Origin of the sequence: Pedobacter hiemivivus (assembly GCF_004331685.1) — a bacterium.
Taxonomy (GTDB): Bacteria; Bacteroidota; Bacteroidia; order Sphingobacteriales; family Sphingobacteriaceae; genus Pedobacter; species Pedobacter hiemivivus.
The window spans coordinates 1-23,720 of record NZ_SJSM01000004.1; the positions used below are offsets into that span (position 1 = coordinate 1).

Annotated in this window: 22 protein-coding genes, 1 other RNA gene and 1 pseudogene; 10 read left to right on the forward strand and 14 right to left on the reverse strand. The window is 38.6% G+C overall.

Going from position 1 to position 23,720, the window contains the following annotated elements; all coding sequences use genetic code 11:
• Positions 1–267: transposase (locus tag EZ444_RS08445; protein ID WP_165503563.1), on the forward strand; the 267-nt coding region annotated here is incomplete at its 5' end.
• Positions 268–306: 39 nt separating this feature from the next.
• Here EZ444_RS08445 and EZ444_RS27840 read toward each other — a convergent pair.
• Positions 307–444, reverse strand: a pseudogene (locus EZ444_RS27840) (JAB domain-containing protein); the annotation flags it as partial.
• 275 nt (positions 445–719) lie between these two features.
• Between EZ444_RS27840 and EZ444_RS08455 the strand changes: the two are divergent.
• A complete protein-coding gene (locus EZ444_RS08455; RefSeq protein WP_205945234.1) occupies positions 720–1,508 on the forward strand; it encodes a class I SAM-dependent methyltransferase in 789 nt (262 codons plus the stop codon).
• A gap of 662 nt (positions 1,509–2,170) precedes the next feature.
• A complete protein-coding gene (locus EZ444_RS08460; RefSeq protein WP_131608306.1) occupies positions 2,171–2,518 on the forward strand; it encodes a TfoX/Sxy family protein in 348 nt (115 codons plus the stop codon).
• A 239-nt stretch (positions 2,519–2,757) separates the two neighbouring features.
• On the opposite strand, the gene EZ444_RS08465 is transcribed toward EZ444_RS08460, so the two are convergent.
• Both EZ444_RS08465 and EZ444_RS08470 read right to left on the reverse strand, forming a co-directional pair.
• A complete protein-coding gene (locus tag EZ444_RS08465) occupies positions 2,758–3,396 on the reverse strand; it encodes a DsbA family oxidoreductase (RefSeq protein ID WP_131608307.1) in 639 nt (212 codons plus the stop codon).
• Positions 3,396–4,433 (reverse strand): aldose epimerase family protein, encoded by a 1,038-nt coding sequence (locus EZ444_RS08470; protein ID WP_131608308.1) that lies wholly within the window; start codon positions 4,431–4,433, stop codon positions 3,396–3,398. Before EZ444_RS08470 ends, EZ444_RS08465 begins: the two co-directional genes overlap by 1 nt.
• An 86-nt stretch (positions 4,434–4,519) precedes the next feature.
• Between EZ444_RS08470 and EZ444_RS08475 the strand changes: the two genes are divergently transcribed.
• Both EZ444_RS08475 and EZ444_RS08480 read left to right on the forward strand, forming a co-directional pair.
• The gene (locus EZ444_RS08475; RefSeq protein ID WP_131608309.1) at positions 4,520–5,671 is read left to right on the forward strand and encodes a galactokinase; all 1,152 of its coding nucleotides are present in this window, start codon (positions 4,520–4,522) and stop codon (positions 5,669–5,671) included.
• A 15-nt stretch (positions 5,672–5,686) separates the two neighbouring features.
• The gene (locus tag EZ444_RS08480) at positions 5,687–6,217 is read left to right on the forward strand and encodes an RNA methyltransferase (RefSeq protein WP_131608310.1); all 531 of its coding nucleotides are present in this window, start codon (positions 5,687–5,689) and stop codon (positions 6,215–6,217) included.
• Between the two features lie 54 nt (positions 6,218–6,271).
• Here the strand turns inward: EZ444_RS08480 and EZ444_RS08485 are convergent, their stop codons facing one another.
• The 4 genes from EZ444_RS08485 to gltB form a co-directional block, all read right to left on the reverse strand.
• Complete coding sequence (locus EZ444_RS08485; RefSeq protein WP_225874674.1) at positions 6,272–6,874, reverse strand: hypothetical protein; 603 nt, start codon at positions 6,872–6,874, stop codon at positions 6,272–6,274.
• On the reverse strand, positions 6,861–7,655 hold the full coding sequence (locus EZ444_RS08490) for a metallophosphoesterase family protein (protein ID WP_131608311.1): 795 nt from the start codon (positions 7,653–7,655) through the stop codon (positions 6,861–6,863). The genes EZ444_RS08485 and EZ444_RS08490 overlap by 14 nt, the downstream gene beginning before the upstream one ends.
• A gap of 170 nt (positions 7,656–7,825) precedes the next feature.
• The gene (locus tag EZ444_RS08495; RefSeq protein ID WP_131608312.1) at positions 7,826–9,292 is read right to left on the reverse strand and encodes a glutamate synthase subunit beta; all 1,467 of its coding nucleotides are present in this window, start codon (positions 9,290–9,292) and stop codon (positions 7,826–7,828) included.
• 66 nt (positions 9,293–9,358) lie between these two features.
• Complete coding sequence (gltB, locus tag EZ444_RS08500) at positions 9,359–13,867, reverse strand: glutamate synthase large subunit (protein WP_131608313.1); 4,509 nt, start codon at positions 13,865–13,867, stop codon at positions 9,359–9,361.
• A 404-nt stretch (positions 13,868–14,271) separates the two neighbouring features.
• Between gltB and ffs the strand changes: the two genes are divergently transcribed.
• Positions 14,272–14,371, forward strand: an RNA gene (gene ffs / locus EZ444_RS08505) — signal recognition particle sRNA small type.
• 142 nt (positions 14,372–14,513) lie between these two features.
• Positions 14,514–15,173, forward strand: coding sequence for a fructose-6-phosphate aldolase (fsa, locus tag EZ444_RS08510; protein ID WP_131608314.1), 660 nt, complete (start codon positions 14,514–14,516; stop codon positions 15,171–15,173).
• Positions 15,174–15,369: 196 nt separating this feature from the next.
• Here the strand turns inward: fsa and EZ444_RS08515 are convergent, their stop codons facing one another.
• From EZ444_RS08515 to EZ444_RS08540, 6 genes are all read right to left on the reverse strand, one after another.
• A complete protein-coding gene (locus EZ444_RS08515; protein WP_131608315.1) occupies positions 15,370–15,900 on the reverse strand; it encodes a D-glycero-alpha-D-manno-heptose-1,7-bisphosphate 7-phosphatase in 531 nt (176 codons plus the stop codon).
• A 1-nt stretch (position 15,901) separates the two neighbouring features.
• The gene (locus tag EZ444_RS08520; protein ID WP_131608316.1) at positions 15,902–16,477 is read right to left on the reverse strand and encodes a PhnA domain-containing protein; all 576 of its coding nucleotides are present in this window, start codon (positions 16,475–16,477) and stop codon (positions 15,902–15,904) included.
• Between the two features lie 81 nt (positions 16,478–16,558).
• Complete coding sequence (locus tag EZ444_RS08525; protein WP_131608317.1) at positions 16,559–17,857, reverse strand: sensor histidine kinase; 1,299 nt, start codon at positions 17,855–17,857, stop codon at positions 16,559–16,561.
• An 85-nt stretch (positions 17,858–17,942) separates the two neighbouring features.
• Positions 17,943–18,419: a hypothetical protein gene (locus tag EZ444_RS08530; RefSeq protein ID WP_131608318.1), complete on the reverse strand. Its 477-nt coding sequence runs from the start codon at positions 18,417–18,419 to the stop codon at positions 17,943–17,945.
• Between the two features lie 87 nt (positions 18,420–18,506).
• Positions 18,507–19,628, reverse strand: coding sequence for a hypothetical protein (locus EZ444_RS08535; protein ID WP_131608319.1), 1,122 nt, complete (start codon positions 19,626–19,628; stop codon positions 18,507–18,509).
• Between the two features lie 113 nt (positions 19,629–19,741).
• The gene (locus EZ444_RS08540) at positions 19,742–20,107 is read right to left on the reverse strand and encodes a hypothetical protein (RefSeq protein WP_225874675.1); all 366 of its coding nucleotides are present in this window, start codon (positions 20,105–20,107) and stop codon (positions 19,742–19,744) included.
• 88 nt (positions 20,108–20,195) lie between these two features.
• Here EZ444_RS08540 and EZ444_RS27170 point away from each other — a divergent pair, with 88 nt between their 5' ends.
• Positions 20,196–20,369 (forward strand): hypothetical protein, encoded by a 174-nt coding sequence (locus EZ444_RS27170; protein ID WP_165503564.1) that lies wholly within the window; start codon positions 20,196–20,198, stop codon positions 20,367–20,369.
• On the opposite strand, the gene EZ444_RS08545 is transcribed toward EZ444_RS27170, so the two are convergent.
• A complete protein-coding gene (locus EZ444_RS08545; protein WP_131608320.1) occupies positions 20,353–21,432 on the reverse strand; it encodes a universal stress protein in 1,080 nt (359 codons plus the stop codon). The genes EZ444_RS27170 and EZ444_RS08545 overlap by 17 nt on opposite strands.
• Positions 21,433–21,641: 209 nt before the next feature.
• Here EZ444_RS08545 and EZ444_RS08550 point away from each other — a divergent pair, with 209 nt between their 5' ends.
• Positions 21,642–22,751 (forward strand): class I SAM-dependent methyltransferase, encoded by a 1,110-nt coding sequence (locus EZ444_RS08550; RefSeq protein ID WP_131608321.1) that lies wholly within the window; start codon positions 21,642–21,644, stop codon positions 22,749–22,751.
• A gap of 116 nt (positions 22,752–22,867) precedes the next feature.
• Complete coding sequence (locus EZ444_RS08555) at positions 22,868–23,710, forward strand: VOC family protein (RefSeq protein ID WP_131608322.1); 843 nt, start codon at positions 22,868–22,870, stop codon at positions 23,708–23,710.
• Positions 23,711–23,720: the final 10 nt, after the last annotated feature.

Below are 23,720 nucleotides of genomic sequence, written 5' to 3' on the forward strand. Positions count from 1 at the left end.
TTTAAGAATTGTACGCAAAGAGATCTTGCTTTTACCAGATTAGCCTTATGGTACAATCATGTGGAAGATAGTGGAATTGAAGCTTTTAAAACCGTGGCAAGATCTATTCAAACACATCGCTTCTCCATCGTCAACTTCTTTGTCAACAGGAGTACAAATGCTTCTGCAGAATCGTTCAATGCTAAGGTGAAAGCTTTCAGAGCAACTTCCAGAGGGGTCAGAGATGTTAAATTTTTCCTATTCAGACTATCTAAAATCTATGCTTAAATTTCCTTCCCCCCAAGAATTCCGCTTGATCCGTAAATTCTATAACAACCCCTCATCAGCAAAGCTATAGAAAGCATTTTTACTCACGATCAAGTGATCCGCAAGTAGTCTACTTCCCTCCTGTAGTTTACGTGTAAGGTATACATCTTCTCTACCAGGTTCCAGTTCTTCGCTAGGATGAGAATTATGTAAAGAATATGGTTATACGAAGACTTTCCTTTAATTTGCTGATTTTCAATATATTTATCCTTTAACACTTTACATAATATTCTGAATACTATAGCAGGTTACCTTCTCCATCTGTCTCTCCGCTGAACCGATCATCCCTAAATTTAAGGAAATAATTAAATACTCCTTCTAGGAGTCGTCCTTTTGAAACCTGCATGTGCTAAACCATGGTTTTGAATATCTGCAAAAAAAAACTACTTTACGTACTAAGCGCAGATCAACTGATGAGTAATAAACATATTGAACGGGACGGACAAACAGGTACAAAGATATTTGACAATAGAACTCTAAAGGGTGACTACCGCAATCTTGCACCGATCATAAAAGAAGGGATGTCGGTTTTGGATATAGGTTGCGGAACAGGGGCGATTTCTAAAGATATTGCGCAGTTGGTTGGTAAAACAGGCAAAGTAACCGGAATAGACAATACGGCCAAATTTATCGATAGTGGCAAATTGACATATCAAGAGATAATAAACTTGGAATTGATACAAGTTGATCTTTTTGACTTTCAGCCTGATGAACAATATGACTTGATCGTTTCGGCGAGAGTGCTTCAATGGCTCAGTAATCCTAAAGAAGCGTTGTTAAAAATGAAATCGCTTTTAAAACCAGGTGGTAAGATTTCGATCCTGGATTATAACCACAACAACTTAGAATGGGTTCCAGAACCTCCTGAAAGCATGCGTATTTTTTATAATGCGTTTTTGAAATGGAGATCGGATGCTGGAATGAACAATGGCATAGCAGATGATCTGACTACCTTGTTAGCGGAAATAGGATTGAGTTCCATTGAAAAAATGAATTCAGACGAGCATTATGAGAGAGGTCATCCACACTTTAATGCTAAAGTTGGGATTTGGGCTCTGGTTGCGGGATCAACACAAATGGTCGATGAGGGGTATTTGGACAATGACATCAGGCTGCAAGCGATTGAAGAGTACAAGGCATGGGTAGAAAACAGCGCTGTTTCGATGACAATGAAGTTAAATGAAGTAAGAGGGGTTCTTTGATGTTCGATACTGAAAAAGTTCCTTTTCGACATCAGAGCAATAATGCTGGTAGCCTATTGAATCCATAAAGAATCGGATTCGGCGCCAAGTCTTCTGGTAGTCTTCAATGGCACGAGGCGAAAAGAAAAGTTGGGATCCAAGATACTCTGCTACTTCACTGGTTAGGAAATTTAAATCCTTAAATCGTTCGTTCATATACAATTAGTTTTAATGAATAATTGCAATGGTAATTAAACAATATTATGTAAGGTGATTCGCTAAAATTATTCCCATATTGTTATTTCTTTCAATTGTGTACCTTTAAGTATGGACAAGCTACCTAAAGATACAAGTGGAAGAAAGCAGGACTTAAGACACTGGAAGGATGTTTTAACAGAAAAAGAGGTTTTGTGGGATTCGCTGTCAAAGCGCAGCAACTATTATATATTCCTTATCCTAGTTGTAGGTTCACTGATACTCTGGTACCTTCTCAATTAAAACAGCCTCATCTTAAGAGGATCATACTCCTTAACATTAATAGTAGGAATATTCTTACATAAGATTAAGACCGAGTATGCCAACTTCAGCCTTTGTAGGGAAACAAAAGCGATCTATTTAAGCGAATCGATTTCCCCATATATTCATTAAATTTGAATTAGAACTATCATTAAAATTATAAAGCTATGGCTTATAACGAACAACTAGCTGATCGTGTCCGAGAGCTACTCTTCGATCGTGAAGATGTAACTGAAAAGGAAATGTTTAGTGGAATATGTTTTATGGTAGATGATAAAATGTGTATCTGCGTCTCAGGGACCGAACTGCTGTGTCGTATCGGTGCAGAAAAAGTGGATATAGAACTAGAAAAAGGCAGCTGCCGCAATATGATGAACAACGGCCGTCTCATGAAAGACTATGTCTACGTTGAAGATACCGCGTTTGACAATCAGAAGAAACTTAAATATTGGGTGGAGCTCTGTCTGGAATTTAATCCAATGGCTAAATCATCAAAGAAAAAAATGAAAAATTAACTAAAAATTAATAAAACCTAGAGGCAAGAGCGTAATAAACTCGGTAAGTCCTCTGTTTAAAGAAATATATAACAAGGAGATAACAGGGATCATACAGGGACTTAACAGGGGGATAACAGGGACAAATTCCTCTTAAGCCCCTACTACATCCTTGTTACATTGTAGTTAAATCCATGTTCTTATAAAGAGACCTATTGTTTCCTTATCAATTCATGCTAATACGATTGTTTTATCTGGTATTATTTAGCTTCTTCTCCAGCTTTAATCATTGCGCCTAAAAATGTTTCAGGTGGTTGTGCACCAGAAACCGCTAGCTTTTGATCAAAAATAAAGAAAGGAACACCTGTGATTCCTAGATCCTGAGCTGTTTTCTCGTCATACCTCACTTCATCAGTAAAATCATCGCTTTTCAGCATAACTTCAACTTCCAGCGCATTTAGTCCACTATCCTTACCAATTTGAAGTAAAACCTCATGGTCGGCAATATTTTTACCATCTGTGAAATGAGCTTTAAACAAGTTTTCCTCAACTAAATCCCCCGCGCCATTCTGCTTAGCCATCTGAATAAGACGATGGGCGTCAAAAGAGTTGGCAATTACCGACTGTTCAAAGTTAAAAGTTAAACCTACTTCGGCTGCGGTTTGTGCAACGTGTTTATGCGTTTCTACGGACCATTCCCTACTCTTGCCATAGCGTTCGGCTAAGTAATCATAAGCGTTTTTATCCAATATAGTGGTAGTATTCGGATCTAGCTCAAAACTATGCCACTCCACCTCTACTTCATCTTTATGCTCAAATTGGGCCAATGCCATTTCAAACTTTCTTTTGCCTATATAACAAAACGGACACCTTACATCCGACCAAATATCAACCTTCATTAATTATGTTCTATTTTGTAAATTGTAGTTTGTTTATAGCTTTCCCCTGGCCTTAAAATGGTATTTGGAAAAGCTGGAATATTAATCGCATTTGGGTGATGTTGTGTTTCTACACAAAACGCCTCATAAGGATGATAATCCTTGCCTTCTTTGCCGCCTTTAACCTCCAGATATTTAGCTGTATAAAAATGAGCTACAGGCTCGGTTGTATAAACTGAGAGTTTTAGTCCACCAGTTTCTTCCGAAGTTTCCGAAGCTAATGTAAGCTCGCCATAGGGCTTATCTAAAACGTAAGTCTGATCATATCCTTCTGTAGGATCCCAATTCCGCCCTATCGCTTTATCACCAAGAAAATCATGTATTGTTCCTTCCACAGGGATTAGTTTCCCTGTAACCACATAATTATCATCTTGCTCCAGATAATTGCTTGCAGGCATTCTATGTATGTGATTTGCTATAGATCCACCCTGTGGTGCTAGATTAAAATAGCCATGATGAGTAAGGTTTACAGCTGTAGGCGCATCGGTAGTCGCTTTAAAATCTAAAATCAACTCATTTTCATCGGTCAATTTAAAAGTGAGCTGTACAGTTAAGTTTCCAGGAAAATTCTCCTCTCCGTCAGGACTTACATATTGAAGCGTAACACTCGGATCAATTGTAGATAATACTTCCCACATCCTACGGTCAAAACCGACATCACCTCCATGTAAACAATCGCCACCTTGGGCCTGCGAAAGCTGATATGTTGCGCCATCGATGCTAAACCTTCCGTTCTTAATCCGGTTGGCATAACGTCCTATTACAGCACCAAAAAATGGGTAGCTATTTAAATATTCATCGCTTGTATACTGATCTACATCATCAAAACCTAAAACAATATCCTGCTTTTCCCCATTCTTATTGGCAACTACAAATTTACCTATAATCGCCCCATAATTATATATTTTAACATAGGTGCCATGAATATTTGTCAGTTCTATTGCTAAGACCTCTTTTTCATCAATAAATTTTCCAGTCTTGATCAGCTTTGTTTCCATAAATTGTATATTAGGAGCGTTTGTTATGAACTAACAATACTATCAATACTTTAACTTAAAACCAAAACCAAACATAAAATATTACAATGAAAACGGAATTAATTAGTAAGTTCTTAGAAAAATACGGGCATGAGCCAACTGCAAATTATTTTACCCCTGGTCGTGTAAACCTAATTGGAGAACATATTGATTATAATGGCGGGCTTGTGATGCCTTGTGCAGTAACCCTTGGAACCTGGCTAAGCATGGCTCCTAACGAGGATAATGTAATCAGATTTAAAAGTTTAAACTTTCCAGAAGAGCATGAATTTCCAGTGCAATCCAGCTATACCAAAACTGGCGCAGAATGGTATAATTACCCACTAGGTGTTTTTAATGAAATCATAAAAAAGTATCCATTAACTACAGGTCTGGACTTGTTGTTTTTTGGTAACATCCCTATCGGATCAGGATTATCTTCTTCTGCATCTATTGAAGTGGCAATGGCTTATGCCTTAAATTCTTATTTCAATCTAGGCTACGAAAAAATAGAAATCCCTTTACTTGCACAAAAAGTTGAGAATGAATTTATAGGTGTAAACTGTGGTATCATGGATCAGTTTGCCGTTGCCTTTGGCGAAACTGATAAAGCTATTGTATTGAATTGCGATACGCTTCATTATAAAATTGTTGACTGTAACCTTGGAAACTATAGATTAGCCATTATAAATACCAACAAACCACGTAAACTGGCTGAATCTAAATACAACCAACGTGTTGCGGAATGCCAAACCGCTTTAAAGCAGTTAAACAAAGAGATTTCCTTGAATAACCTTTGTGAACTAAATGCTGATAAATTTGATGAATACAATCACCTGATCACAGACCCAATTGTTTTAAACCGCGCAACGCACGTAGTTAATGAAAATGATCGCGTTAACCAGGCCGCAAAAGCGCTAAACAGTGGTAACTTAACAGAATTTGGTCGTTTAATGTATGCTTCTCACCAATCTTTGAAGGATTTGTATGAAGTTACTGGTGCCGAATTGGATGCTGTAGTTGAATTTTGTTCAGATTACGAACATGTAATTGGTGCACGTATGACGGGTGCTGGATTTGGTGGTTGCGCCATCGCTCTGCTTAAAAAAGGTCAGGAAGATGATTTTACTAAAAAACTAACTGATTTTTATACAGATAGAATTGGTTACGCTCCAACAATCTATATCAGTGAAATTGGTACTGGTGCTTCGGTAATTTAATTTTATTTTTGCGCCATGCAGAAATTAAAATTAGACGACCTGAATCGTGTGAGTATTGAAGAGTTTAAAGAACAGGAAAAGCTTCCGGTAGTTGTAGTGCTTGATAATGTACGCAGTATGCATAATATCGGTTCTGTTTTTAGAACCGGTGATGGTTTTGCTGTAGAAGGAGTTTATTTGTGCGGCATTACTGCACAACCTCCACACAGAGAAATAGAAAAAACAGCATTAGGCGCAACTCAGTCTGTAAACTGGAAACATTTCGAAACTACACTGGATGCTGTATCCGCTTTAAGAGCTGAAGGTTATAAAATCATAGCTATAGAACAAGCAGCTGGAAGTACCATGTTAAACACTTTCAAGCCCTCTACTGATGAAAAGTATGCTTTAATCTTCGGTAATGAAGTAAATGGCGTAAGTGATGAAGTGATGGCGCAAATTGATCAATGTATTGAAATTCCTCAATTTGGCACAAAGCACTCCTTTAATATCGTGATCTCAGCCGGAATCGTACTTTGGGATTTCTTTGCTAAATTAAGGTTGTAAAATATCAGAGATAAAATGCCCCGATAGTTTATCGGGGCATTTCTGTTTATGTCGTTAAAATTTAACTCTTAGCCCTATTCCAAGCTGAAAAATATCATGTATTCTAAGTGCCGATGTGTTCTGCAGGTAATTGATGAGATAAAAATCATTTGTATTTGTCTCTATATAAACACCCATTGCACGTATGCCGCTATTTTTTAAGGCTTTCGGTGGTTTTATCTCAAGTTCAGTATTAAAAGAGAGATGTGGCCGAATTGCCTCGGACCAGTAATAATAATCACCCGGATATTGTCCTTTAGGAAAAAGGACGCCCAGATCCTTGTGAAAAGTATAACTGGCAAAAAATCCAGGATTAAAGGGATACAATTTCCCCCAATCCTTTAAACGAATTTCCCATGGTTTATACGCCAATTTTATGGTGGTAATATGTAGTTCGCCACCCTTGCTTTCGGGTACATACCCATAATGAAAAGACAAGTTACCGCGTTTATTGCCGAATATCTCATACCCAGCACCAGCACTTAAATAGCCGATGCTACCGGCATATTGTATAATTGCCTCGTCAGGAATTAGGAATTTAAGCTGCTGCGCATTAACGTTTAAGCCGCGGCCTATCAGCAACAATATAAAAACTACTCTAAATTTAAAATGGTACACGCTCAAAACTTAATTTATTATTTACAATTTGTATAACTAAGAATTCTCTCTTATCCATAGAACTGGTCACGATATACGGAATGCCTGAGTTATCAGGATAAAACACTTCAAAATTGTGCGTGTGGGCATTCAGAGAGGCAAGAAAGCCCGGTGTTTGCGCAAAAGAATTGATATAATCATCTTTCAGCTTACTGTCAAAGTCTATAGAGTTGACTGGTATATGCGAAACTGCTATACAACCTGTAACATCTGGACTTGGCTGCAGCTGGGCTTTCATCCATGGCATATTTGGGACTTGTCCATTGAAATTATATTCTCGGCTATTTGAATCATGACAAATGAATTTAATACCACCATAAACAAAGGAATAGTTTAATTCACCAAACATATTCCTGAAAGACTCTTTGCCTCTACCCGTTTCATCATGATTTCCAATCACGGCTATGTAAGGCATGGTCAAATCTTCAAGTGTTCGCGAAATCCACAACATCTCTTTAAGAACACCAAATTCAGTGATATCGCCATTAAGTACTACGAAGTCAATTCCATCTATAGCATTTGCGGCTTTGCAAAGTTTAACTGTTTCATCGCGCGACCTCTGACTGTCCCCTGTTAAAATAAATTTTACTGTATCATCATTTACACCTGTCCCTAATCGCTTTAAATTATTGGCATTTATATCCTTTAATGATACACTATCAAAGGTTTGGTTGGGACTAAATTCAAAATGATTACAGCTGACTAATATTATACTAATAAAAAAAAGGAAAAATGTTCTCATATACCTGCAAAGCACGCAGTTTAGAAAAAACTATTTGTCAGGCTTAGTTCATACTTATACATTTTGACTTTTCGTAAACAATAGTCAGGATTGTGTTAGCGTAATATTACAAAAAAAGCGCCTGTATCACGATAATGATACAGGCGCTTTGGTTAAAATATGACGATCTATTACGCGTATGGAATGCCGTCTTTTGATGGCAAACTGCTATGTCCCATTAAATACTGATCTACCTTACGTGCAGCTTCCCTGCCTTCAGATATAGCCCATACTACTAATGATTGTCCGCGACGCATGTCACCGGCAGCAAATATTTTAGCAATATTGGTTTGGTATTTACCTTCTTCCGCTTTCACATTACCTCTGTTGTCTATTTCTACACCTAATTTTTCAATTAAGCCTTCTTTTTGTGGATGTAAGAAACCCATGGCCAATAATACCAACTGGCAAGGTAAATCACGCTCAGTACCTGGTTTTTCTTTGAAGTTCAAAGGACGACCAGTAGCATCGATATCCCATTCCACATCAACAACTTTTACCGCTTTAAGGTTTCCGTTCTCGTCTTTGATAAACTCCTTAGTATTTACACCCCAGCCTCTTTCGCAACCTTCTTCATGTGAAGACGTTACTTTAAGCAGCATCGGATAAGTTGGCCAAGGCATATTATCGGTACGACTTTGTGATGGCATCGGCATAATCTCAAACTGAGTTACCGATTTAGCACCCTGACGGTTTGATGTACCAATACAATCAGATCCGGTATCACCACCACCAATTACAATCACATCTTTACCCGTTGCCAAAATATCTTCGCCTTCAACCTTAACGTTTTTAACTCTTTTGTTCTGCTGCTTCAAAAAGTCCATTGCAAAATGTACTCCTTTAGCTTCTCTACCTTTAGCAGGAAGATCACGTGGAATCGTAGAACCACCTGCAAGAATGATCGACTGAAAATCTCTAAGCAAGGTATTCAGCTCAACATTTACACCTACATTGGAGTTACATTTAAACACTACACCTTCTTTTTCCATCAGTGCAATACGTCTGGTTACTACATCTTTTTGTAGTTTAAAATCAGGAATACCATAGTTTAACAAGCCACCTGGTGTATCGTCACGTTCGTAAACAACTACCTCATGTCCTGCTTTGTTCAATTGCGCAGCTGCTGCTAGTCCAGCCGGACCAGAGCCAATCACCGCTACCTTTTTACCTGTACGGATTAAAGGTTGTTCGGCTTTGATATATCCTTTACTGAAAGCAATCTCAATAATGTGTTTTTCTATTTCTTCAATAGATACAGGTGATTTGTTGATACCTAACACACATGCAGACTCGCAGGGTGCCGGACAAATACGGCCTGTAAACTCAGGAAAGTTATTGGTGCTCAACAAAATAGTTGATGCCAGCTGCCAATCTCCTTTATATACAGCTTCGTTAAATTCTGGTATCACATTACCAAGCGGGCATCCCGACTGGCAAAATGGTACTCCGCAATCCATACATCTTGCTGCTTGTGTATTTACCTGTTCAGCTTCAAAAGCTTCTACAAACTCATTATAATGTTTCAAACGAGCTTTAGCATCTTCTTTTACAGGAGCAGTTCTTTCATACTCTAAAAATCCGGTTACTTTTCCCATTATTATATATTTGAATTATTAGTGATGGTCATTATTATCTTCATTGTTTGGTGATCTGATTTTGGCTTATACTTTAACTGTTTGCGCTCTTTTTTGCAACACCGCTTTGTATTCTTTAGGGAATACTTTGATAAAGTGTGCAGATTGAGTTGCCCAATCATTTAAGATAAACTTAGCTAAATCACTATTTGTAAGCTGGATATGTCTTTTCAGTAATACATTAATTCTCAGTTCGTCTTGTTCGTCAAGCGGATCAAGATCTACCATTTCCTTATTGCATTTGCTGGCAAAATCACCTGCAGTATTATAAACCCAAGCTACACCACCGCTCATACCAGCTGCAAAGTTGCTTCCAGTACCGCCAATCACAAGTACCTCACCACCGGTCATGTACTCGCAACCATGGTCACCCAATCCTTCAACTACCGCAGTAGCACCAGAGTTTCTTACCGCAAAACGCTCACCAGCCTGTCCACGTACAAAAAGCTCACCAGATGTTGCACCATACAGTGCTACGTTACCGATAATAATGTTTTGTTCAGGTACATACTTAGTTTCACTGAAAGGATAGATCGATAATCTAGCTCCAGAAAGTCCTTTACCAACGTAATCATTCGCTTCACCTTCCAGTTGTAACGAAATACCTTTAGCTGCAAAAGCACCGAAACTTTGTCCCGCAGAACCTTTAAACTTGAAGTTAATGGTATCATTAGGTAGACCCTGACTCTTATAGACCTTAGAAACCTCATTAGAAAGCATGGTACCAATCGCACGGTTCGTGTTTTTCAGCTCAAACTCTTTATATATAGGCTCTTTACTCGCCAATGCTGGTTGTGCAGCTTTAATCAGTTCATGATCCAATACATCAGTCAATCCATGATCCTGTACTTCAGTTTGATATAAGCTCAATCCATTGTCTGGCGCTTTATATAAGATAGCAGACAAATCAAGATCTTTCAATTTCCAGTCAGCTTCTTCAATAGGACGAACACTAAGTGCATCCGCTTGTCCAACCATTTCCTGGATTGTTCTGAAACCAAGCTCAGCCATAGTCTCTCTTAACTCTTCTGCTAAGAAATAGAACAAGTTTACCACATGATCAGCTTCGCCTGTAAATAACTTCCTTAAGTTAGGATCTTGTGTAGCTACACCAACTGGACAAGTATTTAAGTGACACTTACGCATCATGATACAGCCTGCAGTTACCAGAGCAGCAGTAGCCACACCCCATTCTTCAGCACCCAATAAAGTAGCTATCGCGATATCTCTACCAGTTTTAAGCTGACCATCTGTCTGCAATACAACTCTACTACGTAGGCGGTTTTTAACTAATGTCTGATGTGCTTCAGCTAAACCAAGTTCCCAAGGTAAACCAGCATGTTGTATAGAGGTTAATGGAGAAGCTCCAGTACCACCATCAAATCCAGATACCAAAATCACATCAGCATGTGCTTTCGCTACACCAGCTGCAATTGTACCTACGCCGGCTTTAGAAACCAATTTAACGTTGATTCTCGCTTCGCGGTTGGCATTTTTCAAATCGAAGATCAGCTGTGCCAAATCCTCAATAGAATAAATATCATGGTGTGGTGGCGGAGAAATTAAACCTACACCAGGCGTAGCATGACGAACCTTTCCGATCCAGTCATCCACTTTCTCACCAGGTAATTGTCCACCTTCACCAGGCTTAGCACCTTGCGCCATTTTAATCTGTAACTCGTCAGCGTTGCTCAAGTAATAACTAGTTACCCCAAATCGAGCCGAAGCAATCTGCTTAATCGCAGAGCGCATAGAATCGCCATTTGGCAATAGGTCATACCTCAACTCATCTTCACCACCCTCACCGGTATTGCTTTTTCCACCGATACGGTTCATGGCAATCGCTAAAGTTGAGTGTGCTTCGTGAGAAATAGAGCCGAAAGACATAGCTCCCGTAGCAAAACGTTTTAATATACCTTCAATCGGTTCAACTTCTTCCAATGGAACAGCCGGACGATTGTAATTAAATTCGAATAAGCCTCTGATGGTAAACGCCTGATTGGTTTGCTCATTTACCAGTTTAGAGTATTGTTTGTAAACACCATAATCCTTTTTACAAGTCGCATTTTGCAACAAGTGGATCGTTTGTGGGTTAAACAAATGCTGCTCACCTTTACGTTTCCATTTGTAGTTACCACCTGTAGGTAATATTGGGTCTGGGCGATTAGCCAACTTAAATACCCTATTGTGTTTAATTAAAGTTTCTTTAGCGATCTCATCCAATCCTAGTCCACCAATTCTTGATACAGCACCGGTAAAGTAATTGTCTACCACGCTTTTATTTAAGCCAAGAATTTCAAATATCTGCGCACCATGGTAAGATTGTAAAGTAGAGATTCCCATTTTTGAGAAGATCTTTAACAAACCATTGTTGGTAGCGTAGATATAGTTCTGAATTAGTTTTTCAGGTTTAACACCTAGCTCGTTTTGGAAACCTGTAATGGTTTCTAAAGCCAGGTAAGGATTTACTGCCGTCGCTCCAAAACCGATTAAAGTTGCAAAGTGATGCACTTCCCAAACGTCGCCAGCTTCAACTACAATACCTACAGCACCTCTGTATCCTTTACGGATCAAGTGATGGTGTACTGTAGAAACAGCCAATAAAGAAGGAATAGCAGCGTGTTCAGAATCCAATGCACGATCAGACAATACAATCACCTGGAAACCATCTTCAACCGCATCAACTGCATAGCGACAAAGTCTGTCCAAGCCTTTTGCCAAAGCACCTGGCTTACCATCAGCTCTGAAGTAAGTCTGCAAGGTTTTAGATTGGAATACACCAGTATCAATACTTCTTAGTTTCTCCAGCTCGTGGTTGGTTAAGATTGGGTGTTTAATACCCACACAGTGACACTGTAGGGCGTTTTCTTCCAATATATTACCATTATTACCCATAAAGCCTGCAAGGCTCATCACCACTTTTTCCCTGATCGGGTCGATTGGTGGATTGGTAACCTGTGCAAATAATTGCTTAAAGTATGAAGATAAATGCTGTGGTTTCTGAGAAAGAACTGCCAATGGAATATCAGTACCCATTGAACCGATTGCCTCTTTAGCATCTCTGGCCATTGGTTTTAAGATCAGATCTACATCTTCTCTGCTATAACCAAATACCTGCTGATACCTAAATATTGACTCCTGAGATAAACCACTAAATACCAATCTAGGCTCAGGAAGTTCTTCCAGTCTGATTTGATATTGATTGATCCAGTCGCCATAAGGTCTTCTACTACAAACTTGTTGTTTAATTTCAGCATCACTGATGATACGACCTTGCTCCATGTCAACCACAAACATTTTACCAGGGGTTAACCTACCCTTTTCAATGATTCTGCTTTGATCAAGTGCTAAAGCGCCTGCCTCAGAAGCCATAATTACATGGTCATCTTCAGTAATGGCGTATCTTTGCGGGCGTAAACCGTTTCTATCGAGGGTAGCACCAATTAGGTTACCGTCTGTAAAGGAAACTGCTGCCGGTCCATCCCATGGCTCCATTAAAGTTGCATGGAATTTATAGAAAGCTTGCTTCAGTTCGTCCATATCGTCGTTACCGTCCCATGCTTCTGGGATCAGCATCATCAATACATGCGGTAATGAACGGCCTGAGTGCAGTAATAATTCTACTATATTATCTAAACATCCTGAATCTGAGTTCGACTCATCTATAACAGGAAGTAAAATATTTAATTCTTCTGGTGTAAAGTATGGAGAAGCGAAAGACTTAACGCTTGCTCTAAACCAGTTTAGGTTACCCTGTAGGGTATTAATCTCACCATTGTGGGCAATGTATCTAAAAGGCTGTGCCAATCTCCATGAAGGGAATGTATTGGTTGCAAAACGGGAATGCACCAATCCAAATGCCGACACTACGCGCTTATCACCTAATTCGGTAAAGTATGATCTAACTTGTAATGAAGTAAGCTGACCTTTATATACGATGGTTCTGGAAGAAAAAGAAGCGATATAAAATTCGCCATTAATACCTTTTACAGTAGTGTTAATGGTTTTAGACAGGTAGTTTTTGAATACATATAGTTTACGTTCAAAATCTGCACCTGCAGCAATTTCATAAGGACGGGCAATAAACACCTGTTCCATTTCTGGCTCTACAGATAAGGCCATATCGCCAATACCTTCGGTGTTGGTCAGCACCTTTCTAAAGCCTAAGACTTCAAGGTTAAGCTTTTCCGCTGCCCTGTAAATAATCTCTCTGCATTCTTCTCTTGCTTTTACATCTTTCGGTAAAAAAAGCATCCCTACGCCATAATCTCCTGATTCATTTAGACTGAATCCGATTTTAAGACATTCATCGTACAGGAATTCGTGAGGTATCTGTATCATGATACCAGCACCGTCTCCAGTATTGATTTCGGCTCCCACTGCCCCGCGGTGATCAAGATTTTCAAGAATGGTTATCGCGTCCGAAATGATTTGTTGCGACTTTCTGCCCTTAATGTGAGCTACAAATCCGATGCCGCACGCATCATGTTCAAAACGCTGGTCGTATAACCCTTGGTTATCTTGTGTTAATTCCATAAGTTCCGTTTAATAATAGTTTGGTATAGTGTATTTAGGACACTAAGATACGAATAAAAAATGACGAATTATAATATTTATATATTTTTTAGGATATATACAACATATTTAAAATTAATCCCACCTACATTGCGATATTGATAAAATGCAACGATTGAAATTATGACATTAGCAATCCTGTTATTTAGAATTGATTTTCATAAGCTTGCATCAGGCCATCAGATCGCAATATTTGCCGGCTCCTACCTTGATAATTGAATTATAAAACTAGTAAATATAATTTGTTATTTTTTTTATCCTTTCAATCTATTTACCCTCAATTGATTAGGTCTTTTCTACTAAAAGAACTTAAATATTTATGCATTTTTCTTTGGTAGACTAAACTCTTTTCCTACTTTTGTGGCGGGCAAGTCTTTTACGATCAGCTCCCTTTGAACTCCCCCAGGGCGGGAACGAAGCAAGGGTAGAAGGTTGTAGCGATGCGATAAAAGGTGCTTGCCCATTTTTTACTTTTTTCAATAGAAGTAAATCTGGAACATCCCCCTTATTATTCAATTTTTCTTAAAAGAGCTCAATGTAATTGCCTAATTTAGGCGAAAATATTTGATAGAATTTATACGTTAACCAATTTGCTAATTTAAACAACATGAAATTTTTCATTGATACAGCTAATCTTGACCAGATAAAAGAAGCACAAGACCTTGGTGTTTTAGATGGTGTAACCACTAATCCAAGTCTTATGGCTAAGGAAGGTATTACTGGCGATGCCAATGTAATTGCCCACTATAAAGCGATTTGCGCTATTGTAGATGACAACGTAAGCGCGGAAGTTATTTCAACAACTTATGCGGAAATGATTAAGGAAGGTGAAGCGCTAGCTAAATTAGATCCTAAAATCGTTGTTAAAATCCCTATGATTAAAGATGGCGTTAAAGCAATTAAATATCTATCTTCAAAAGGAATCAGAACCAATTGTACTTTAATCTTCTCTGCTGGACAGGCTTTATTGGCTGCTAAAGCGGGAGCTTCTTATGTTTCTCCTTTTTTAGGTCGTTTAGATGATATTTCTACGGATGGCTTAGTCTTAATTGAAGATATCAGATTGATATTTGACAATTACGGATATCCTACTCAAATCCTTGCAGCGTCTATCCGCGGACCATTGCATATTGTTGCTTGTGCTAAATTGGGTGCTGATGTAATTACAGCTCCTTTGGCAGCGATTACTGCTTTATTGAAACATCCTTTAACTGATAGCGGTTTAGCTACTTTCTTAGCTGACCACGCTAAGGCTTCAGGAAAATAATATTTAAAAACCAATCATAAAAAAAACCTTGATGAAATGATCATCAAGGTTTTTTTTATGTGTTTTGCACACGTCATCCTGAGTTTATCTCAGGACCTCGCACCTACTAAGTCGCCTTTCTTTTGAGAGATGCTGAAATAAATTCAGCATGACGACCGCTTTAGTAGAAAGTTCAAAGCAATCTGTTATTGGTAATTTATTTATGCATAGCTTCCGAGATGACATCGAATTTATCTCCGGCTAATACTTGCTTTACCAAATCATAATCAATCTGTTCGTCAGGTGCGATCAGAATACCTTTCACTCCTGCCCCATTTGCAGCCTCTACATCGCGTGGCTTGTCACCAATCATAACAGACTGTGCTGGATCAATATTATAGGTTGCAATGGCCTCTAATAGCATTCCTGATTTTGGCTTACGACAATCGCAGTCTCCAGAGACAGTCGGGTGATGCGCACAGTAATAGGCATGAGTAATCAATGCACCTTGGGCTTCAAAACTAGCATATAAGGCTTTGTGCATTTCTGCAAGTGTCTCTTCTGTATAACGTTTTTGTGCAATTCCACCCTGGTTGGTAATGATAATCAAAAGATATCCTTCATCATGTAGCTTTTTTAATGGCGCAATCTGATAGGTTAATATTTCAAAATCTTCCAGTTTGGTAATGTAATCGTTTCTCTCGTGATTCAAAACACCATCACGATCTAGAAATATAGCTTTGTTCATTTTAGTTTTGTTTTCTTACGTATTTAGTCAGAATTACAATTGTCTGTCCCTCAATCTTACCTTCAATCTGATCGGTATTATCTTCTACTAGACGAATGTTCTTTACCACAGTACCTAATTTAGCACTCAATGAAGAACCTTTAACATCTAGCGTTTTTGTTAAAACCACAGCGTTTCCGGTTTCCAATAGTTGACCATTGCAATCTTTGTGAACCTCAACAGTGTCACTTCCATCCTCATCAGCACCTGCTTGTGCCCATGCCAAAGTCTCGTCGTCCATATACATCATTTCCAAACTCTCTGTAGCCCAGCTCTCGTCTTTTAAATGATGTAACAACCGCCAGGTTACTACCTGTACACCTGGAACGGCACTCCAAATACTTGTTCTTAAGCAGTTCAAATGTCTTACATCCAGCCCTTCAGTTTTTTCTATCTGACCCAGGCATTTATCGCAGATTAGGATACAGTTATCTTCAGTTCTGCCTGATTGAGGTAAAACCTCGTATACCTTTAGAGGTCCCGCCGACTGGCATAATTCACATTTGTTTTCGCTTCTATCTAATAATTGTTGTTCCAAAGGATGTTTTATTTGTTAAAAATCAAGATCGTAAAGTTACCAATTTTAAACGTATGCTGAAAATGATACACCTGGACAAGCTTATTGAGCCAGCTTCATTTTTACATAAAATGCGGTTCCCTCGTCGGCTGTACTTGTAAACCAAATGTCTCCCCCTTGCTGAACAATAAAGTCTTTACAGAGTACCAGGCCTAGTCCAGTCCCCTTTTCATTCATCGTTCCGTAACTGGAGGCTATGTTTAAGCTAAATATTTCCTCTTGTCGCTCTGCTGAAATACCGATACCATTGTCTTTGATCACTAATACACAGTGATTTTTGTTCACAATAGTATTTACCCAAATCTTGCCGTTTAACTTGGTAAACTTCACCGCATTGTTTAATAAATTACGCAGCACCAGATCAAACATGTTTTCATCGGCAAGAATTGCCACATCTTTATCAATATCAATAATTAATGAGATACTTTTTCTTGATGCTACCTGTTCAAACATACGTAAAGTAGGCCACACCTGCGTATACAGTACCATAGGCTTCAAATCCATAGGTGCATTATGGAGCTGTTTTTTTGCCCATTCCAACAAATTACCTAACAAGTATTGCGCGTCAGATAAGGAGGCCGATAAGTTTTGCTCTACTTCCGAACGTTCTGCGGCATTTAGCTCCATCTCGTTGAGCAATTGCAGATATTGCTGTAATGAATTTAATGGCGTACTTAAATCATGAGCAATGATTGAAAAAAGTTTATCCTTCTCCTTGTTCATCAGCTCCAGCTTCACCGCTTTTTCCTCAGCCCTTTCTTTTTGCGCACGATAACTTCTACGCAATTGGATCGTACCTACAGCAATCATTACACTAACCAGAAGGTAGGTAAAGGCAATATCGGCAAAGCCTTCAGCTCTACTCGAATAATGCTGCTGTATGCTGTCCGGATAAAAGTACTCAACCCCGAGTGCTGCAAATACGGATACTAAATTAAAAATATACCAGAAGGCTAACTTTTTACGTGGAATAATAAGAAATGTCAGGAATACACTCAACACAAACAGTAGCATTATACTTCCTGCTGCACCAGCATTATAAAAATATGCTATTGTAATAGCGAGGTTAATCTGAATTACAGATAATATGACGGCCAGTTTGGTCTTGCCTTTGTATCGGCTCAATGCGAATAAGCCAATTTGAACAAACAGAATTACAACCGAAATTAAAGCTGCAAAATGTAGGGAGCTGGCATAATTAAAAATCCCAGTTACAAAAACAGCAAAAATAATAGCAATACTATTGGCATGAAATATACGACCTTCCAATGAAAAGCGTTCTGCATCGCCTACCATTTGGAGCCATTTATTTTCCCACTTAAGCTTTAAATATTTAAACATTAATAATCCCTGCTAACGCCCTGCTTATATAAGGAAAAGAGAGGCGTTGTGAATTACAAATTAAAGCATAAATGTTGTAAATAAGTTAGGGATCTAACTTATTATCCTTCACCTTGATATACTTCTCCGTAATTACCCTGTCTACTCCTGCTGCTTCAACCTTTTCTATTCCTGTTTGTACCAAGGTATCGTTTTGAATTTTAACCTTAAAATCGAAAGTTTTACCTTCCCAGTTCTTATCATTATAAAAGTCTAAAGACTCTGTATACTGGTCGCCGACCAATTTATATTTTCCACCTCCAGCATCAAAATTATTCTTACCGTCTTTGTTTAGCGTTAAATCATGTCTCAAAAAGGCAAAATGTGTATCATTGATAATTTTGATCATCCGCTGATTTTTAGTGTAATCAGTAAATGATTCTTGCCCATTCTCAACCGTAGTGGCCGACACGAGCTGCCAGGTTCCTTTAATTGCAATGGCTTCGGCTTGTTTTTTTTCGTTTCCAGCTGTGCAGGCCAAAAGCACGGTCGCTGAAAATAGTAGAGCGTGTTTAAATTTCATATTTAGTTCATAAATAATTAACACATTGTAGTTTAATTATTTATGAATTAACTACAAATTAAAAATAAAGTTTTAGTCTTTAAAGCATTAGCGATATATATCGCGCATTCTGAAGTCAAATTGACTCATGATCTGTCGGGTAAGCTCCCGGTATAGCTCATTATAATCTGGTTGGTTATTGTATGCACCATTAATAATTGCACGTTCTTTATCGCCTAAGGCCCTTGAGTCTCCCGTATATTTACCAGTAATCCTTTCCCAGGTATATTGTGCCGGAATCCGATCGGCAGCAATTGTTCTGTGGGTAAAGGCATCTGTAATTCTGTAATCCATTACCGCTCTAGAATTCACTATCCTCCTTGTGGCACGTATGGTAGCAGTTACCGTAATGTTACTCACACTTCCAGCCATTTTATCACTTTTTACAGGAATTTGTTTGGATACTGTATAGGAGTAATTATTACTAGCCAGGTTACTGAACCAGATATCGTACATAGAAAGCTCCATATACTGATCTATTCTTCTGCTACCGGGCTGCCTATCATTTAAGCCATAGAATTCGTAATAATTGGAATTGCCAATGTTATTTAGATTCCATAAAATATCCCTCTCAAAAAAGCTACCATTGATGTTGTAATACCCAAAACGCTGATCCAGCTTCGTCACCATCACATTGGTAATCGCAGCTTCATGAGCCAGCTGCTTCTTTTCGATAACATCTTTATAACCGGGAACATAGCTGTCGGCTAGATTTAAGTTGTCATAAGCTTTACGCGCACTTGCACGATCGTTACGTTGCAGCAAAGCTATTCCTCTATTGTAATGTGCTTCTGCCGCGGTCAATGCTGCCTGATTTAACTCTGTGGTATAATTTCGGGGAGTAAAAGCATCAATTTTAAGATTTGCATTTTCGACTGCATCATACATTTTCTGCAGCGATAAATAGCCGTTGTAGATCCCCGCTAGTCGTTCTCCCTTTCTACCCTTACCACCTTTTACGGCCATAATATCTTGCTCATACTTTGCTGAGGCCTCCTTATAAGCATCTGGAAGAATTCTTAAAGCATTGGCATCTGAAGGGTTCTTTTTAAGATCGCTTATCGCTGCATAAAAAGCTTTGCTGTACTCCCCTTTCTCATATAATTTCTGCGGAGATGCACATGAGGAGAGCAATAATGTAAAGAGTAGTAGTTTAGAGAGAGATTTCATAGGAAGATTTTTTTAAACGTAAATAAAGATAAGAATTTACATTGCGTTTAAAAAAATCGGGTGATAGCAAAATAGATATCCTGAGTACAGGATACCTACAGCGGCATATTTAACTACAAAGTATCCAGTGTAGTTTTAATGGTCTTTTCTAATGCACTTACAATTGACGCTTTGTAAGCGACGAAATTGAGCTGACGATTTTCATCAGAATCACTTTCTCTAAGCGTTTTTTTAGCTTCTTTTATAGCTTGTAATTCATTTGTATACAGATCCATAAAGCTGTCCGCATTTTTATTCTTCAATATTCTCACCGTGTGTGAGTACTTTTCGTAGCTATCTACTAAAATTGCTAAACTTTTCTGATCGTAAGTATTTATACTTGCAATTTTAACTATTAGCTGTTCAAGCTTTCCTCTTTCTTTTGCGTAACCCATAATTGCGGTAAATATACCTGTTCCCAATAAAAACTGCACCATCATCGCCCATCTTTTCCATATTTTTAATCATTTCATCAAAACATTTTGATTCCTAGTATGTTTATATGGCAACTAACTTATTTTTTCTACCATGAAAGCAAAAAATAAAGACCCAAAAAGCACAGGGTCTGAGAAAACAAAAGCGTCTCGTAGACCTAGCTATTATTTTCATGCTGATGAGGATTTTCGGGAAGATCGGGATTGGATAAAAAATCAAGCTATGGATGTTGCTGACCAAAAGAAACAGATCAAAGCTCTTCCCTAAACAACAATAAAGGAAGATGTGTATGGTAGGCTAACTTATTCGTAAGGTTGCGATGTAAAATACTTTCAAAAAAACCATATATTTTGGGAACGGTGATGACCAGATCTGCTTTAATCTTGTCTGCGAATTCCATAATTCCAGTGGCCGTATCTTCATGACTAGTATAATGATATTCAGGCTCCCCTCCATCCCACAATAGGTGAAGATCAGAGATCTCCTTAATTGTATCAGGATTAAATCGTGCCCCATCACGATCTACATTTAAGATGTATAAGGTCGCCCCTAGCGCATCAATCAAACCTTTCATAGCAAGAACAGGGGTCGATTCTGATACTCGCCTCAAGTCGCAGGCAAATACGATCTTCTCAATTCTTTTAAATACGGCCACGGGTGGTACAATTAATAAGGGAGCTAGACAATCATTTGCTAAATCTAAGGTATTGCTACCTATAAGCACTCTTTCCAGCTTACTCTTTCCAGTAATCCCGACTACCACAAGCCCGGCGCGTTGTTGTTGAACTAGCATGTTTACCGCTGTAACCAATGTTCGTTCATCACTTTGAATTTTTATTTCTGTCTTAGGAGATACCAATGGCTGCATCATGTCTTTTAGCTTGGTTAACTTAGTCAAACTGTCCTCCGATGAATCTGCAGCTTTAGAACCAACCGGAGTAAAGCCTGTTGGTGGTAATAAAATAGACTCATAGGAATGATACAACATCATGTTCGTCGTTTTTAACTGTTTACTCAATGCGGCCGCATACATACATGCGTTCTGCGCTGCGTCCGAGAAATCAGTAAGCACCAACATGTGAGTTACACCCTTAAACTTATCCAGTTGTATTTCAATGGCCGCTTGCAATTCCTGAAATCCAAGATCAGAAATCTTTCTTTCACCACGCTTTACAATCGTCCATACTCCATCTAACGAACGATTCATTAGAATCGGACTAGGCTCATTTGTTACCATTTCCACCTTAAATTGACGGTAATGGTCAAATGCAGTGACAATAGCGCTTAAATCAAGACAACCCGTCGTGAATTCTACAGAAAATGTTTCCATTATATGATCTCCTTAATGAGAATTAAAATCCTCTATGTAACGAGCGTTAAAAAGATGCAAAAAATCAGACTCATAAATGAAACCCGCTTTTGGTAAAGAACAAATACTGATGACAACAGTTTTATAAAAAAAAACAAACTACTTTTTTTTATAGCTGTTCTTACGATGTGGTTGGAATAAGCCAGCTGCAAAAATTGGAGGACACCGAAATGGCATTGGCAAATTCCGCTCCACTTTCTGAACATATTATCCGGCAAATCCATGAGCATGGACCTATATCTTTCCATGATTATATGGAGGCTTGTTTGTATCATCCTCAAATGGGGTATTACACATCAAGCCCCCATATCATTGGGGAAAAAGGTGACTTTTATACCAGCACCACCCTCAGCCCTGTGTTTGGCATAATGGTAGCAAAACAGCTAGAGGAGATGTGGGTGCATATGGGTAGTCCCGCCTTTACCATTGTAGAATATGGTGCGGGTACTGGTGAGCTCTGCAAATCTATCCTTAATCATTTAAAGAACAATGAAAGGATGTACAAAGAGCTGCGCTACTGCATCATAGAGAAGAGCCCGGTAATGTGTGATCAAGAAGCTGAACATTTATCTGAAAAGGTGGAATGGTACAATTCAATTCAAGAAATTAAAGAGATAAATGGCTGTATCTTATCAAATGAACTAGTCGATAATTTTGCCGTTCACCGCGTAGTGATGCAGCACGAACTGATGGAAGTGTATGTAAACCACAAAAATGGTTTTGCGGAAACCTTACTCCCAGCTAATCCAGCGCTCAAAAACTACTTATTAGAATTGAATATAGATCTTCCAAGAGGATACTGTACAGAAATTAATTTGGAGGCACTAGACTGGATGGCCGAAATTGCTTCAGCGCTCAACAGCGGTTATGTGCTTACTATCGATTATGGTTTTCAGAATTCAGAGTTGTACAAAGCCAGTAAAAGTCAGGGTACACTCCTCTGTTACCACCAACATGCAATAAATGATTCTCCGTATGAGCATATTGGCGAACAAGACATGACTTGCCATATTAATTTTTCTGCCTTAGCACATTGGGGGGCAAAAGACGGATTAGCAACATGCGGACTTACCAATCAAGGATATTTTTTAATGTCATTTGGCTTTAGAGAACACCTGGTCAAATCTTTGGCCGAAGAAAAAGATGTTCTCCGTGCTGCGGCACAAGTCGCAGCCATAAGTCATACCCTTTTACTGGATATGGGGAGTAAGTACAAGGTGCTTATCCAGCAAAAGGGCGTAAAGCCAGAGAAACTGTCCGGACTTGCCTATTGCATTTAATATGCGATGCTATTTGTCGCATATCACCCCTTAAATTGTCGATTATACAATCAAGAATGGTTGTAAACAACAGTAACTTAGTGTAGATAAATACAAAAACTTAAAGCTTAACAGTTATGAAAAATTCCATTTATCCTTGTCTAACTATCCGAGGTAAAATTGTAGAAGCAGCGGATTTTTATATCCAAACTTTTGGAGAAGGGAAAATCAATCAAACCTCATCATTTGTTATACAAATTGAATTGAGCGGAGAAAAATTCATGTTACTTAACGATGGGCCGTCTACAAATCCTAATCCCGCCATTTCATTTATGGTTATCTGTGAATCTGCAGAAGAAACAGAAAAATACTGGAATAAATTGATTGAAGGCGGAAGTATACTTATGCCATTGGACAGCTATGATTGGAGTCCTAAATATGGTTGGGTGCAAGATAAATACGGGGTATCCTGGCAATTGTACACCGGAGATAAAGCAGATACACCGCAAAAATTCTGCCCCACTTTAATGTTTACAGGTGACAAAGCGGGTCAGGCCGAAAACGCCGTAAATTATTATACACAGTTGTTTCCAAATTCTAGCATCCAAGGCATCATGAAATACGCTGAAGGCGATAAAGAAAGTGTTGATTTTGTGAAACATGCCCAATTTAAAATCAATGATTTTGTAGCTATGGCCATGGACAGCTCTGCCGAACATGGCTTCAGCTTTAATGATGCCATCTCGCTAGTTGTAGAGTGTGAAACGCAGGATGAAATCGACAACTACTGGGACTTGTTAACCGCTAATGGCGGCTATGAAGTTGCTTGTGGTTGGTTAACTGACAAATATGGGGTAAGCTGGCAGATTGTACCAAAATCATTAGGGAAATTGGTTACTGACCCAGCCCGTACACAAAACGTGATGAAGGTAATGATGCAAATGAAAAAACTGGTTATCGCGGACCTGGAGAATGCATAATATATTGCAA

Bases quoted from the DNA above. Each gene is read 5' to 3' on its own strand.
- EZ444_RS08455 (WP_205945234.1), top strand. From the start codon at position 720: ATGAGTAATAAACATATTGAACGGGACGGACAAACAGGTACAAAGATA.
- EZ444_RS08460 (WP_131608306.1), top strand. From the start codon at position 2,171: ATGGCTTATAACGAACAACTAGCTGATCGTGTCCGAGAGCTACTCTTC.
- EZ444_RS08465 (WP_131608307.1), bottom strand. From the start codon at position 3,396: ATGAAGGTTGATATTTGGTCGGATGTAAGGTGTCCGTTTTGTTATATA.
- EZ444_RS08470 (WP_131608308.1), bottom strand. From the start codon at position 4,433: ATGGAAACAAAGCTGATCAAGACTGGAAAATTTATTGATGAAAAAGAG.
- EZ444_RS08475 (WP_131608309.1), top strand. From the start codon at position 4,520: ATGAAAACGGAATTAATTAGTAAGTTCTTAGAAAAATACGGGCATGAG.
- EZ444_RS08480 (WP_131608310.1), top strand. From the start codon at position 5,687: ATGCAGAAATTAAAATTAGACGACCTGAATCGTGTGAGTATTGAAGAG.
- EZ444_RS08490 (WP_131608311.1), bottom strand. From the start codon at position 7,655: ATGAGAACATTTTTCCTTTTTTTTATTAGTATAATATTAGTCAGCTGT.
- EZ444_RS08495 (WP_131608312.1), bottom strand. From the start codon at position 9,292: ATGGGAAAAGTAACCGGATTTTTAGAGTATGAAAGAACTGCTCCTGTA.
- gltB (WP_131608313.1), bottom strand. From the start codon at position 13,867: ATGGAATTAACACAAGATAACCAAGGGTTATACGACCAGCGTTTTGAA.
- fsa (WP_131608314.1), top strand. From the start codon at position 14,514: ATGAAATTTTTCATTGATACAGCTAATCTTGACCAGATAAAAGAAGCA.
- EZ444_RS08515 (WP_131608315.1), bottom strand. From the start codon at position 15,900: ATGAACAAAGCTATATTTCTAGATCGTGATGGTGTTTTGAATCACGAG.
- EZ444_RS08525 (WP_131608317.1), bottom strand. From the start codon at position 17,857: ATGTTTAAATATTTAAAGCTTAAGTGGGAAAATAAATGGCTCCAAATG.
- EZ444_RS08530 (WP_131608318.1), bottom strand. From the start codon at position 18,419: ATGAAATTTAAACACGCTCTACTATTTTCAGCGACCGTGCTTTTGGCC.
- EZ444_RS08535 (WP_131608319.1), bottom strand. From the start codon at position 19,628: ATGAAATCTCTCTCTAAACTACTACTCTTTACATTATTGCTCTCCTCA.
- EZ444_RS08540 (WP_225874675.1), bottom strand. From the start codon at position 20,107: ATGATGGTGCAGTTTTTATTGGGAACAGGTATATTTACCGCAATTATG.
- EZ444_RS27170 (WP_165503564.1), top strand. From the start codon at position 20,196: ATGAAAGCAAAAAATAAAGACCCAAAAAGCACAGGGTCTGAGAAAACA.
- EZ444_RS08545 (WP_131608320.1), bottom strand. From the start codon at position 21,432: ATGGAAACATTTTCTGTAGAATTCACGACGGGTTGTCTTGATTTAAGC.
- EZ444_RS08550 (WP_131608321.1), top strand. From the start codon at position 21,642: ATGGCATTGGCAAATTCCGCTCCACTTTCTGAACATATTATCCGGCAA.
- EZ444_RS08555 (WP_131608322.1), top strand. From the start codon at position 22,868: ATGAAAAATTCCATTTATCCTTGTCTAACTATCCGAGGTAAAATTGTA.